The 16462-nt window shown below is 36.4% G+C and carries 4 protein-coding genes and 1 pseudogene; 2 read left to right on the forward strand and 3 right to left on the reverse strand.

Annotated elements, in window-relative coordinates:
- The 3 genes and pseudogenes from ACPDG9_RS14985 to ACPDG9_RS14995 form a co-directional block, all read right to left on the reverse strand.
- A pseudogene (locus ACPDG9_RS14985) lies at positions 1-932 on the reverse strand (hypothetical protein); the annotation flags it as partial.
- 36 nt (positions 933-968) lie between these two features.
- On the reverse strand, positions 969-5543 hold the full coding sequence (locus ACPDG9_RS14990; RefSeq protein ID WP_430528530.1) for a DUF7507 domain-containing protein: 4575 nt from the start codon (positions 5541-5543) through the stop codon (positions 969-971).
- Positions 5544-6225: 682 nt separating this feature from the next.
- Positions 6226-7425 (reverse strand): pyridoxal phosphate-dependent aminotransferase, encoded by a 1200-nt coding sequence (locus ACPDG9_RS14995; protein ID WP_430528531.1) that lies wholly within the window; start codon positions 7423-7425, stop codon positions 6226-6228.
- 208 nt (positions 7426-7633) lie between these two features.
- Here ACPDG9_RS14995 and ccsA point away from each other — a divergent pair, with 208 nt between their 5' ends.
- Both ccsA and ACPDG9_RS15005 read left to right on the forward strand, forming a co-directional pair.
- Complete coding sequence (gene ccsA, locus ACPDG9_RS15000) at positions 7634-10804, forward strand: cytochrome c biogenesis protein CcsA (RefSeq protein ID WP_430528532.1); 3171 nt, start codon at positions 7634-7636, stop codon at positions 10802-10804.
- Between the two features lie 384 nt (positions 10805-11188).
- Positions 11189-16315 carry a gliding motility-associated C-terminal domain-containing protein gene (locus tag ACPDG9_RS15005; protein ID WP_430528533.1) on the forward strand — a complete coding sequence of 1709 codons (5127 nt, stop codon included), beginning with the start codon at positions 11189-11191 and terminating at the stop codon, positions 16313-16315.
- The last annotated feature ends 147 nt before the right edge of the window (positions 16316-16462 follow it).

Raw genomic sequence — 16462 nt, forward strand, 5'->3', positions numbered from 1 at the left:
GATACGTAGTATTGTTTATCCTCAACGGTAATGATTGTCGTTTGACTCTCGTTATCCGTAACAATTTTCTTGAATTTGCTATTGATAACGTTTACCCACGTTTGCGTAGCCTCATCCCATTGTTGAAAGCTTGCATTTCTGTTTTCGCTATCATAGATAATTTTCGTAAAACCACCTGTGCTTTCCGTTAAGTACGTGATGTAATCATTAATAGTAGGATATGTACGCCCATCGATCGTAACTGGTCCACGGTTAACAAACTCTTGAAAGTTATTTACCACACCACCAACTACATCAATCGCATATACCCCTTCAGGCAAACTAGTCACCGTCCAAGTATCAATAATCGCTTGTGTCGGTGCCTCGTTTGCTTGTAAATAAGCTTCAGAAACGTAATACTGTTGTTTTTTTGATGTATTAGATACCACAACCGTTTTACTTTCGTTCGCTGCAACGATATCGCCAAAGTTAATCTCAACCTTGTCTCCATCGTCATTGATGTAATACAATTTATCCCCTTCATAAATTACATTACCTTCCGTATTTTTCACTATGTTTTTGATAAGGTTCGTCACCTTATCGCCTTCCATATTTAGAATATTTTCAAAATTATTTACAACGATAGCAGGAATATCATTACTTGTTGTTAATCGTTCCCACTTATCCACATACCAATAGTAATATCCAGGCGTAACGTCTTTAGCGGTATTTATATTAAACACCAACAAGCTATTCACGTTTCCAGCTTTAATTGTCCCCTTATCTTTTGTATCGGATAAAGACACATTTGGAATCAATACCCCTCGATCTCCATCTTTAGCATGAACTGTTAATTCTGCAGATTTATTGGGAGTTGCTGTTCCAATACCTACCTGTGCATTTGCTGATATCGCACCCATAACAAGTGCAATTGGTATTAGTCTTTTTTTCATAACTTAATATTTTGTGTCGTTTTAGTCTAATTTTTATTATTGTACTTTGTGATAAATATGTGGATTTGTAATTAGAGGTCCACCGCCTTCTACTGGTGTAATTGTTGGATTTTCGTTTCCGATTTCTGTTCCAGAATTTGCTTCTGTCTCTTTATCTTTCGGCGACTTTCCTACCACTTTTGCTTGGTTGCTCACAGCTTCATTTTCGAGGTCTGTATCAGTAACATCATATATAGCTGTTACTGTCCAAGAAGCCCCTGTTTCTAATATTCCATTTGTATCCCCATAATCCACATTGTAATATCCTGCTTCTAATAAATCATCGGTTAAATTAACCGTTTTCAAAGAAACGTTTCCTATATTCTTAACTGTAAACGTATAATTGATTACTCCATTTCCATAAGCTCCATCAACCTCACCGTCAAACACCCCCGTTTTCACTAAAACAAGTTTTGGTGTTTGTTTTAATGGTGTAACTGTACATGTTTCACAGTCTAAATAATCAGCATCTGGTAATGGATAGTCTGGATCGTTAGGCAGTAAATTCGTCGTTGGTCTTGAAACTCGTTCAATTACGCTTCCATTTACAGTAGCTTGTCCAACTGCTTGATTAAATACTCCACCTCTTTCAATATCTTCTTGTGTAATAAAGTAATCTATTTGTTTAATATCCTTTTCATTTACATTTAAACGCAGAATATCAACACGATATGATGGCAATTTCGGATCTCTTACAACTACGTTACTCAAGCTAACATCTCCCGTATTTTCAACAGTTAAAGTATAGGTTATCTTATCGCCTACATTTACAATTTCATCACCATTTAGGTCAACATAAGTCCCATCTTTGGTTATTTTTAACCCTGGTTCTGGTTCAATTGTCAAAACTGCACAGATTTCAGCAATGTGCGGCGTATTCTCACAGTCAAAAGAACTAACAGATGTATTCGTTCTATTTCCATCGCCCATACTACCATTGATCTTATGTCCTATATAACAAAAGGTTCGATCCTCATTCACCACCATATTTAAGTGACCACCTACCTCTGCATAGACCACTTTTTTTAATAAATTCCCTCTACGATCCGTCAACCCTAGTGGTTCTTTCGCATACATAACATGCTCTGTAGAAGTATTTTGTCCTGCAACACCACGATCATTATACCCCATAGAATAGTATCGTCCATACTTATTCACCGCACCAGCTATAGCATAATATTGTGCATTATCTGCTGCTGTAATGTGGATAATATCTTCTAAGTCCTTTCCTTTACCCGTTTTTACCGTTTGCCATTCTTTCTTGTCTGATGTATTTCCAATTCCCAACTGTCCATATGTATTACGTCCCAAAGAATACATTTTACCATTATCGCCTAAAGCATAAAAAGAAGCTGCATTTGGATCGTCCCAACCATGTCCAGTTACAGCAACCATTTTAACTGTAATATTCGAAACAGGTACATTCATTTGTGTAGCAAAAAGTCGGGCTCTTTTATCAGTTCCATCACCTAAATAAACTCCCTGTCCCCAGCCGTATAACTTATTGTCATTTGTCAAGGCAATGGCACCATAACGGTGTACTCTTAATGTTTTTACGTTGGTTAATGGAGTTGAACTATTCACCATTACCTTATGCCACTGAGCATTAGTCCTAGTAGTGTTATCTCCATACAAACTAGAGGCATGTCCAGCTATATAAACTACTCCGTCAAACGTCACCAAAGCTACAGCTCCATACGTAGCTGTCATATAGCGAATATCACGAGGGGTAGTTCCTTCTGGTAAATTTATTTGTCTGAATGTGCCTTCTATACCTCCTATACCATCTTCACCAAAAATAACAGAGTTTTGTCCCCAGGTATAAAGACCGTAACTTGTTAATAATACTGCCTGAAACTCAGCTGTATCATTAGCTCCAGCTCCAGCTGTACTAGCTATTAATGGTGATCCCTTGAAATTAAATCCATTACGAGGCAAAATTCTTGTAGGAGTCAATAAGTGACTACCATTGTGATTAGCTTTTTCACCAAACACCTCAAAACCGTGACTCGTCTTAATAATTGTCGCATGGAAACCTGCAATAAAAGGATCCCCTTCATTTAAACAGAAAAAATCATCTACTGCCCCATAAGGTAAATCAACAATTGTAGGATTTTCATTCATATAATTTGTTCCCGATTTTTTAAAAACAGTAGCGCCAGCATAAGTTTCACCCGTAACAATCGCTTGATTGACTTTTTTTGCTGCATCAATATCCGTTTGTGTCACATAATAGATCGCTTTATAAATCCACTCTTCTTCTACATCGAGCATTCCATTCTCATTCGTATCACCTGATTGATAAATAGCCACACTTCTTCCCAAAGCCTCATCTTCTACTTTTACATTTAAAATTGGCGTATTTCCATCGTTCTTTACTTTAAACGTATATTCAATCAAGTCATTAGCTCTAACTCCTTGTGCATATTCCAATGAGTTCCCTTCATACATACTGCGGTCTCCCTGGATATACTTCCCTTCTTTCATCATCAACAACGCTGGCTTATCAACTATTCCTTTAGCTTGATCACAACCTGCACCTGCATGTGAATCCATATGCAAGCCTACAGGCCAAAAATCACAGTTTCTTTCTGTAGCATTTGGACCACAATAATTTGAACTACCAATGACTAAATCAGTAACAGATTTCATCGCAATAACATTTACGTCATTTGAATCAGTCAGTACACTAGCCCCCCCACCATTTACTTCAGCTTTTACAATAAAATAAGCGTTGCGAATCCCTTCTCCTACATATCTTACCACAGGGTATGTCGTCGTTATCTGCGTGTAGGTTGCACACACTTCTACAATTGAATTATCACTTAGTTCTATATTTACTTTTCCTCCTTGAGTCTCATGCTGAGTTAATGATCCATTCACAGAGAAGTAACTGTTGTGTTGTAAAATAATTTTTACGTCTCCAGAGCCTCCGAATCCCATTGTTGCAGAACCCTCAAGATAAATCCCCCCATAGGGACAAATGCTTACAAGTCCTCCATTATGAGAATAATTCCCCTTAACATTTAAACGCGCATCAGAAGTCACAATTAATGTCGCACCCTTTGATATAGTAAGCCCTCCATCTATCGTAACCTGACCATTCACACAATAAACTTTACCTGAAACTAAAGTTTGTCCTTCCTCAGAACTTTGTAACTGAATAGCCCCATCTGGACATCCACATGCATTATCGTCTATGATTTGAGTTTCTACCGTTGATGTCAATTGACTATCAGACACAATATTTTGAATAGTACTTGGTACAAGTGTACTCTTTTCTACCGTTGCAGTATTGGTTAGAACCAAACTTTTAGGAGCTTTGATCACTTTTCCTTTAATCGTAATTGTTGTTGTTGCCAAGCGGCCTAGTGTTACAGCTAAATTCGATAAGGTCTTAGTTCCAGCAGGAATGTCAATAGAAGATCCCTCATATCCATTGGTAGAAGCCGTAATTGAAGTAACTTCAAAAAATGGTCGAATTGCCATTAAGTCATCATTTAACTTAAATTTCAATTCTTCAATGTTTTGTCCTTTTAAATCAATCGTATATGTCAATTCGTCGCCTACATGAGCGATAGTTTTATCCACACTCTTTTGCACAACCACTCCACCAGGACCTGTTGCAAATAAATTCCTAATCTCGTGATAGTTAATTGCTCCACCCGTAGAACCTGCGAAACCCATCTTCAAATTTGCTGGAGGAGCTTCTTTATTCAATTTATTAAGAACTTCATAAAACTGTCCGTTTGGCGTCGTTGCCCAACGAACTATAATTCGATAACCTGATCCTTCTTTATTGATTTCCAACTGTACTTTACGGTAAAACTCGGTATCTGTTGGTCTACTCCCATTCGTTTGCAAACGAGGATGATCAATAGAACTCACACCATGTAAAGCAGCATTTAAAACAGCATAACCAATAACCGGATTACTCTTTAAATAATTTTTTTTCCCTTCGATGGTCTTACCACGTAAGGAAACATTGTGTCGAAATCCAGATAACTCACCATCTTCTCCCCCTTTACCATCTACTTTACGAGGAAAATTTCCAAACTCATCAAACCCCAAACCAATATAACCTCCTTTTAATCCATAAACCTGATTACCTGTACCCGATGCATTCATGGGAGCATATCCTAATGACCCTCCATAAGCTCCTAAGCGAAAATCTTCTTTTATAGCCGCATCAAATAAGAAGAAACTCAATCCATCTCCACCATTCGTATGCGATGAATTATTTTTTGTACGCCATGTTTTATATTCAAATTCAATGAATACACCATTTTTTGATGGAAATGATTCATTTATATAAAAGAACCCTTTTTCATATGTATTATCGGCTGTCAATCGCATCCATCCATCTCCTTCCGAATCAGCTCCTGTGCTCGCAGTAAAAAATGCTGTTGGATTACCGCCTACTATTACATTTCCTACTTTTTCTGGTCCTTTGTATCTAAAACTCTCTTCTACTAAGAACTGCGCGTAAACAGAACTTCCTAATCCAAAGAGTAGTCCTAAAGTCAATAATACCTTAAATAGTACTTTTTTATCCATGTCCTTTTTTTTCATAATTTGCTTGTTCGAACAACTGTATTCTACATGAAATTGCCCTCCCTAATAGTTTATACAAAAATCGATATAATACCGAGGTTTAATGCCTCAAATTATTAGAACGCACGCCAATCCAACAATTTGAAACAAATCTAACTAACTAAAAAACAGCACATTACAACAAAGACAAGCCTTTGGTGTTGCATTTTCTATTTTATCGTCCAAAAAATTAAAAAAACAAGGAATAAATAATGCTTTTAAATCATTTTTTGCCTTTTTTGTTTCAAAAAAATAAAATGAACCTAGCTAAAACCTATCCCAATTAAATAAAACAATAAAAAAACCTATACTTTTATTAAAACCGCAACAACTAAAACTAGTTCATGCACTTAATACAATAAGAAAGAAAATAAACTGCACATATGCACAAAAAAGCACAAAGTAAAAAAAGAATATACACAACAATCCGCTGAGAAAACGACCGCTATAAATCAACGCTAAGCCATTAAAAAACAAAAGTAAACCGAATACACATTTAACCTAAAAAAAACAGCTTAAACGGCTTTTATGAAAGGAAAAGTTAAAAAATGAACAAAAAAAATAGGTATCAAGAAAAAAATATGACACCATGTGAATTTTTAGGACTAAAAACAAAAAAGCCACGCAAATTGCGTGGCTTTTATATTAGACTCTTTTTTTTCTACTTTTCAATAGTTTGATACACTTTTAAAGCTTCTTTTAAAACTTCAGCTGAGCGAATCAAATCTTCTTTTTTCAAAACATACGCCATACGCGCTTCGTTCAATCCTACCCCTTCGGTTGAGTAAAATCCAGCTGCTGGGGCAATCATTACTGTATCACCTTCTAAGTTGTATTCTTCCAACAACCACTTCGCAAAAGCATCAGCATCTTTAACAGGAAACTTTGCCACACAGTAGAAAGACCCGTTTGGAACTGTTACAAAAACACCGTCAATTTCTTGTAAGGCTTTAATAAATACATCACGACGTTCTTTGTATTCTGTAATAACTTCGTCAAAGTACGATTGTGGTGTATCTAAAGCCGCTTCCGCAGCGATTTGTTCAAAAGTAGGCGGAGAAAGACGCGCTTGTGCAAATTTCATCGCTGCCTCCATTACTTCCTTATTTTTAGAAACAATACAACCGATACGCGCTCCACACATACTATAGCGTTTCGAGACAGAATCGATCATAATTGCATGGTTTACTAATTCCGGCATACTCATTACGGAAATGTGTTTGAAACCATCATAAGTGAATTCGCGGTACACTTCATCAGCAATCAAAAACAAATCGTGTTTGAGCACCAAAGCAGCTAACTGCTTCATTTCTTCTTCTGAATATAAGTATCCTGTTGGATTTCCAGGATTACAGATCAAAATCGCTTTTGTTTTTGGTGTAATCAGCTTTTCAAATTCACTAATCGCTGGTAAAGCAAATCCCGTATCGATGGTTGACATCACAGGAACAATGTTTACACCATTTGAAACAGAAAATCCATTGTAGTTCGCGTAAAATGGTTCAGGTATGATAATTTCATCCCCTGCATCCATCGTACTTCCCAAAGCAAACATCAAGGCCTCTGATCCTCCCGTTGTGATAATAATATCTTGGGCATTCACATCAATTTTATGGGCTTGGTAATACTTTGCTAATTTATTTCTATAGGTTTCAAAACCAGCAGAATGACTGTACTCTAACACACTAATGTCTGCATCTTTTACTGCTTGTAGCGCGTCTACTGGAGTTTTAATGTCAGGTTGACCAATGTTTAAATGATAAACATGATGTCCTTTTTGTTTCGCTTTTTCAGCAAAAGGAACCAATTTTCTAATCGGAGACTCAGGCATTTTAAGGCCTTTTTGAGAGATTTTTGGCATAGTTAATATTTTATTCATTCACTAAATAGCGACCAATCCTTGTTGATTTTCTAATCATCGATCAAATGAGGTAAAGATCATTGCAAATTTAATTTTTTTTACGCATAAAAAAAGTAAATTTCATTCCTAAATAATAAGTTAAATATACCTGTTTGCTGGGCATTTTGGTTATTTTTGTTCCATTATATAAACAACGTATCAACAACTCATGGATAAAAAAATTATTTCTTTTTTTTCCTCAACCCGCTTAATGGCTGTTCTTTTCATCGTATTTGCAGTAGCCCTTGCTTTGGGAACTTTTATTGAGGATCGCTACAATACGACAACCGCTCGGATTCTTATCTACAATACCAAATGGTTTGAGTTAATTATGTTCATTTTCCTACTTAACTTTATAGGAAATATCAAGCGTTACCGTTTACTGTCAAAAGAAAAATGGTCAACCTTTATGCTACATGCCGCCTTTATTTTAATTATGATTGGCGCTTTCATTACACGTTACATTAGTTTTGAAGGAATGATGCCTATCCGAGAAGGCGAAACAGCGGATAGTATTTTCTCAGACAAAACGTTTTTAACGGTTATGGCTGATGGAGAATACGAAGGGGAAACACGAAGACGTACATTTGAAATGGATCAATACTTCTCTCAAGTAACCAACAACCATTTTAAAATGAAAAAAGACTTCAATGGGATTCCTTTTGAAGTTGAATATAAAGACTTTATCATGGCTGCTGAAGAAGTAATTGAAGCAGATCCAAACGGAACAAACTTCTTGAAACTAGTAGAATCAGGGGATGGCGAACGCCACGAACACTACTTACAAGAAGGACAAGTAGCTAGTATTCACGGTGTTTTATTTGGTTATAATGCCCCAACAGATGGTGCGATCAATATTACTTCTGAAAATGGTGATTTCTTTATAGACTCGCCTTTTGATGGAAATTATATGGTCATGGCAGATCAATCAACTGGAAATGTGACTGCAAATGAAAAACAACCGCTAAATTTCCGTTCTCTTTATACCATGGCAGGTACTCAGTTTGTTTTACCAGAATTGCCAATGAAAGGAAAAACAACCGTGGTTTCTAACGGGGATTTTAAAGATCAGATGACTGCTGATGCTTTAGTTGTCACTGTTCGCTCTCAAGGGCAAGAAAAAGAGGTGATATTAAAAGGAAAAGCGGGTAGAATGGGTGAACCACAAGCCTTTCAATTGGGAGATCTAGAGTTCACTTTGCTCTATGGTAGTAAGGTTTACACAACACCGTTCCAAGTTCGCTTAAACAAATTTATTGCGGATAAATATCCTGGAACAGAAAAAAGCTACTCTGCTTTTGAAAGTCAAGTAACTGTTTTAGATGGTGAAAACTCTTTTGATGCTCGAATTTACATGAATAATATTTTAGATTACCAAGGGTACCGCTTCTTCCAAGCGCAATTTGACCCAGATGAAAAGGGAACTATTTTATCGGTAAACCACGACTTTTGGGGAACTTGGATTACGTACATTGGTTATTTCTTCCTATATGTAGGTTTAATTTGGATTTTATTCGACAAAAACTCTCGTTTTGCTGATTTAAGACGCAAATTAGACAAAGTAAGAGAAAAGAAAGCTGCTATGCTTACGGTATTAGTCCTTTTGTTTTCTCTAGGGGCTTCTGCTCAACATATGCATGCACCAACTAAACCAGCACCTGCTGTTATTGATTCAATCATACACGCTAATGTGATCAGTAAAGAACACGCAGCTAAATTTGGTTCTTTGGTTATTCAAGATTATGGTGGACGTATGAAACCCATCAATACGTTCTCTTCTGAATTATTGAGAAAAGTTTACAAAAAAGAAAACTACCAAGGCTTAACGCCGGATCAAGTTTTCTTGTCTATTACTCAATTCACTATTGCACAACAAATGGAAGGGGCACCTAACTTCTGGTACTTCGCTCCAATCATTGAATTGAAAAGAGGAAATGATAAAATTGTTGAAGTTTTAGGCTTAGAACCGGGTAGTAAATATGCTTCCTTCGTTGACTTTTTTGACGATCAAGGAAACTATAAATTACTGAAATACGTAGAGGAAGCCAACCACGCTAGTGTGAAGAACCAATTCCAAAAGGATTACTTGGATTTGGATGGAAAAGTAGCCCTATTAAATGCGGCTTTTACAGGGCGAATTTTAACGATCTTCCCTATCCCTCAGCACGATAATGACAAATGGATTTCTCCGTTAGAATTAAACGAATCAGGGATGACAGGAATGGATTCTACCTTTACAAAAAACATCCTTTCTCGTATGTATGTTCCTGCTCTATTTGATGCAAAAAACTCAAATAACTACGCGAAAGCAGATGAGTATTTAGAACACATTAATACGTTCCAGCACTCTTATGGTAAAAAAGTAATGCCATCGGACAACAAGATAAAATTTGAGATTTTATACAACCAATACGACATTTTTAAAACGCTGTATAAATACTATATGGTTGTAGCTCTTTTCTCTTTTATCTTTATCATTTGGGTGATTTTAAAACCCAATAAAGTAGCAAGCAAAGCGATAAAAGCAGGACATTGGCTAACCATTTTCTTGTTTGTCTTGCATACTTTAGGTTTAGCCGTACGTTGGTATGTATCAGGTCACGCTCCTTGGAGTGATGCCTATGAATCGGTAATCTATGTGGCTTGGGCTACTACGCTATTTGGACTGTACTTCGGTAGAAAATCAGAATTAACTATTGCTTCAACCGCTTTCGTTACGGGAATGATTTTATGGGCCGCTCATCTCAATTATATGGATCCGGCTATTTCCAACTTACAACCGGTATTGGACTCGTACTGGCTAATTATCCACGTAGCTATTATCGTGGCTAGTTATGGTCCGTTTACCTTGGGAATGATTTTAGGTATTGTTTCCTTGATCTTGATGATTCTTACCAATAGCAAGAACAAGAAGAAAATGGACTTAAACCTAAAAGAGTTAACGTACATCAATGAAATGGCCTTGACTGTTGGTCTCGTGCTTTTAACAATAGGAAACTTCTTAGGAGGACAATGGGCAAACGAAAGCTGGGGTCGCTACTGGGGATGGGATCCAAAAGAAACTTGGGCCTTAATTAGTATTATGGTTTATGCCTTTGTGATCCACGCCCGTTTAGTACCAGCAATGCGAGGTACTTGGCTATTCAACGTATTTAGTGTTGTTGCTTTCTACGCTATTATGATGACCTATTTTGGTGTAAACTTCTACTTAAGTGGATTACACTCGTACGCTTCTGGAGAAAAAGTGATTACTCCAACCATCATTTGGTGGTCCATTGGATTTGTATCGCTAATCAGTATACTGTCTTTTATTCAGTACAGAAAACACTTGAAAAAATAATTTTTATATTTATTATAGCAAAAAGCGACTCGAATTCGAGTCGCTTTTTTTATGTTCTTGTTGAATATTGATAAAAAATCACCCTCAACTATTATTTCCTAATTCACAATCACTCATCTCTATGCAAATCAAATAGATAAAACTCGCTACCACTTCTTTAAATTTAACAAAAAATACAACATAATGTTAAATAACATTACTTAACACTCCGCTATAATTAACAAATATTAATCCTAAATCAAATACAAAGCGCAACAGTTCTAAACAAAAATAACACACCTAACTTTTATTCCTAAAATTTAATACTAATTCCATAATTAAAACAAAACATTAGATAACTAATTTATATTAATTTAGACCAGTTTTAAATAATTTAGTTCTATCATGAAATACCTCAAACGGATTAGCACTTGGCTTGTATTAACTGCCCTAGTAATACCAAGCGTTGTTTTCTCTGAAACCTTTTCTAATTTACTTATCCCCTTCCATTATCCTGCAGAAGAACCTCCTTCAAATACAATAAGAAACTTACCTGATATCATCCTACATGAAAACTTCGAAAACAATGCCATTGGTTGGGAATTTGCCAATTCACATACCAACAAATGGAGGTTCGGTTTTCCTACTGAGTTACGCACTGAAAATGAACCCAATCACGGTTTATACCTCAGTAATATTGAAAATGAATTTTCTTATACTCGTGAAACAAGGGCTGTTTCTCATGTATACAAAACAATTCAACTACCAGCAAACATAAACGATATTACCGTTAGCTTTGATTGGTTCTGTGAGGGGTATGTCGATACTGACTGGATGTTAGGAACAGAAGATCCAATGGATTATATGCGTGTTTGGATTGTTCCTAATTCTTACACACCTGTAGCTGACCAAGCTATTACAGCTGAAACTAGTGGTGGTATTAATTTAAACAACAATCTCTATGTCGAAAATTGGAATATCTTACACGAAAATGTAACAATTAACTTAGGGGATTTAACAGGTGAAGCGGTTAAATTTGTTTTCGAATGGACCAATGGTTTAGTGGGTTGGCCACTTAGACCTGCTGCTATTCGAAATTTAAAAATAGATGCTATCCCTTGTAGACCCATCACGCAATTTCCATTTACAGAAACCTTTTCTCCTACTTCTACTACGAGAACTTGCTGGACCATCGACAATCTAAACCAAGATAATCGCAGTTGGTTATTCAAACAAGATTATGCTCAAAATGAAGATGATCAACGAATTACAACGGACGTTGCTTCACTTTATACAGTGGGAACTGAAGGTAACAACAACGATTGGCTAATCTCTCCACAAATAATCCTAAATGGAAATCAACGCCTAAAATACACTTACAAAGTAACCGATGCTAGTTTACCAAACACGATGTCTGTCAAACTAGCTACAGAAGGAGCTGATCCAAATAACTTCACACATACACTTGTTCCTTCTCGTTTATATAACAATACAGCCTTTAGGGAGGAAGTAGTCGAACTACGAGATACACAAGGAAACTTATATGCTGGAGCAGTCCATATTGGATGGCACGTCTCACAGCAAAATACAGAAGGAAAAGAAATTATGATAACCAATGTAATTATTGAAGATATACCTTTATGTTCCCCTCCTACCACATTTAGTGTTACCCCTTCCTTTATTCAATGGGATGCAACTCCTCATGCCGAACACTGGGAAATAGTAATTCAACAAGCCAATACAGGTAGGCCGACAACAAATGGTATAGACTGTACTGAACCTAGATACAATATTGAGCATTTAGATGCGAATTCAGATTTTGAATATTATATACGGACAAAATGTACAACTCCTACCGGTCAACTTATTTTTTCTGATTGGCAAGGACCTAACCATCTTCGTACTCCCTTGACTCCTGTGGCATTACCTTTTAATGACAACTTTGAAAACACAGTGGATTATGGTATTATCAATGATTCTATTAACAAATGGACCCGAGGTAATGTAGTCAATCACGGTGGTCATAATGCCCTGTATATTACGGGATATCGAGAGGATGTAAACTCTTATGCAACTACAATCAAACAAGCTTCACATCTCTATAAAGATTTTGTTGTTCCTGCTGCAGTGCAAGATATTCTAGTCGCTTTTGATTGGAGAAATATGGGAGAAAAAGAAACAGACTTTTTCAGAGTATGGATCACTCCTACGAGCTTCACCCCTACTAAAGGACGCAAAATTCAAGCTCTGACGAGTGATATTATACAATTAGACTCGAATTCATTCTCCAATTCAGAATTCTTTAAAAAAGCTGAATTACTGCATAACATACAGTCTATAGCGGGACAAAACCTACGTGTAATATTTGAATGGATGAATAATGATCAGAATGGCATTCAACCTCCCGCAGCCATAGACAACCTAACTATTAAAACAACTCAATGTGCAAGGCCAAGTGATTTACACTATTCCTCAATCACACAAGAAGAAGTGACCCTTTCTTGGACCAATGCGCCAGATACAAATCTTTACGATCTCTATATATCTACCTCACCTATTCCTCCTTTGGATGACACTTCGCCAACACTTCACCAAGTTACAAATCCGTTTAACGTTCAGGATTTAGACCCCAATACCCGCTATTATGTATGGGTACGTTCCTCTTGTTCGACTACCAATAAGAGCTTTTGGATTGAACCCGTAAATTTTAGTACAAAACAACAACCCGCAAACTTGCCGTTGAGTGATAACTTTGAAGAATCATTAAATTGGAGTACGAATATCGAAGCATATAACCAATGGTATAAAGGAAATGCTACGGCAAATAGCGGCCGCCAATCCATTTATATTTCCTCTACTCAAGGTTATACAAATGAATATACTATAGAAAATGCTTCTATTGCACACATTTATAGAGATATAAACATCCCTACAGACGCAGTTGAACTGACTATCGATTACAAGTGGAAAAACAAGGGCGAAATTTCAAGAAATAATCCAAAAGACTATTTTAGACTCTTACATATTCCCCTTGATTCTATTCCGAAATCAAATCAAAAAATAGAAAATAACAGCATTATTGCTACAGTAGGTACTACTTTACACGTAGATTCACCAACATGGCAAACTACCCATACCAACTTAGATGTTCGAAACTTTCAAGGTCAAACCATTCGCTTAGTGTTCGAATGGATAAATGACAAGGAAAATGGAGAACAAACACCAGCTGCTATAGATGATTTCAACGTAAAAGTTTCAACTTGTTTAAGTGTAAAAGACTTACAAGCAAACCTTGTACGACATACCACAAATATGCGATTAACTTGGACACCACAAGGGGAGGAAACAAAATGGGAAGTTTATACGTTAGAACAAGGTGGTACTGCTCCTACAACGCAGACAAGAGGAATCCTAGTTGAAAATGAGCCTACATTATTACTCGAAAATATAGAAGAAGGTCTCTTCTACGAGTACTATGTACGCGCAATTTGTGAAGATGAAACGGACAAATCGCTTTGGACTGGTCCCGCTAAGTTCTCTTATTTTATTCCTCCCATATGCGTTGATTTAGATGGAGGAATTTCAGATATGCCGGTATCGGAAAACAATAATTATATTATTTGTGAACAAGGTCCTGTAACAAAACAACTTGAAGCCCGTTATACTTCAATCAAAACAACAGATGATTATGTAGTAGAATCCATTGAATATGCACCTCCATTTCCTTTCTTCGGAGGCGATTTGATTGATCTAACACAAGATGATTACTGGTCGCCTATCATTGACCTTGGGTTTAACTTCTGCTTTTATGGCAATACCTATGACAAAGTTCTAATCGGTGCTAATGGCATGATCTCCTTCAGTATCGCAGGAGAAGTAGAAAATGGTCGTTACACTCCTGAAAGTCATACACCTTGGTCATTTAATCAAGATATACCATTTAACCCTGAAGGAAATCGAGGTCCTTTTGTTAATGCGATCTTTGGTGTTATGCAGGATTTGGCTCCCAACTATTCACCTGAAGATTATTCTGTAAATTATCAAGTACTAGGTACTTTCCCTTGTCGAGCACTTGTTTTTAATATCTATCACATGGGCTTGTTTTTCAATTCCTATGATCCTAATGATATTGAAGGTAGTACACAGACATCTCAAATTGTACTTTACGAGGGAACTAATATCATTGAAGTTTACGTCAAAAACAGACCGATAGCTGCTGACTTAGGTTGGGGTGCACATAATGGAAGTCGCGGTTTATTGGGTATTCAAAATGAAGATGGAACTAGAGCTCATTACCCTGGTATGTATCCAAATGATACTATCCATCGAAACACAGGAGCCTGGACCGCTGCAAATGAAGCTTGGCGCTTTACACCAAATGGAGAGGAAGCAGTAGATTTTAAATGGTATAAAAATGGAGAAATTTTCTCTGAAGAAGAAACAATTACTGTCGATATTACGGAATCAACAAACTATACAGCCAAAGCAATATATCACGCTTGTGAAGGAAATGAATTGGTGATAGAACGAGTGTTTAACTTCTTAATGCACGACTTTAATCTGAATGAAATATCTAATTTGTTTTTATGTAACAACAAAGACAATTCAATTCAAATTGACAAAGCAACTTTACAAGATCACGTATTGGTTCATATAGATGATTTCAATTTGGAAGAATTTACACTTGAACTCTATCATGATGAAGATTTAACCCAACCTCTACAGGGTACAATATCATTAAAAACAAGTCAACGTTTCCACGTAAAACTAAATAATATAAGTACCTCTTGTTTTCAGGTAGGTTCTTTTGAAGTTATTCCAATCCCTGTATTATCCATTACTTCCCTATCGGATATAACTGCTTGTGAACAAACTACCTTACCTGCATTAAAAGAAGGAGAGCGTTACTTTACTCAATCAGGTGGACAAGGTGTAGTCTATGATGCAGGAGAAACGTATGATCAAATTGGAAAATCAACCTTGTATATCTACAAAAGAAATCAACAAGGTTGTGAAGCGGAAACTTCATTAAATATAACAATACACGCCCCTATTGTAGCTGATTATATAGAAGATCAATTTATCAATTGTCATGAGTTCTTTGTACTTCCCGAACTTTCTAATGGAAATAAATATTTTACACACCCAAATGGACAAGGAGAAGAAGTATTCGCTGGAGATGAAATAATTGAACCTACCACACTTTACATTTATGCTAAAAACGGCAGTACCACCGCGTTTTGCGCTGATGAAACATCCTTTTCTATAAACTTTGAGAACTGTGATATCCCTAAAGGTATTTCTCCAAATGGAGATGGATTAAATGATAGTTTCGACTTGAGTAACCATGGAATTGCTAAGATTCAAATCTTCAACCGCAATGGAATTGAAGTTTATTCTCATGGATTAGGTTATAAAAAACAATGGATGGGTCAAGACAAATCAGGGAATCGATTGCCTTCAGGAACCTATTATTATATCGTTATTTCTCACGGAAATCAACGTACAGGCTGGGTACAACTTAATTATTAAAACAAGCAATCAACGGTGTGGCAACACACCGTTGATTCTCTATAAAAAAGTAAAACGTATATGAGAAAAATATATTTAACTTTAGGACTACTGAGCGTGCTTAGTAGTTTAGACACACAAGCCCAACAAAATCCTCAATACACCCAA

The sequence above is a fragment of the Myroides sp. C6-3 genome, assembly GCF_050522425.1.
Taxonomy (GTDB): domain Bacteria; phylum Bacteroidota; class Bacteroidia; order Flavobacteriales; family Flavobacteriaceae; genus Flavobacterium.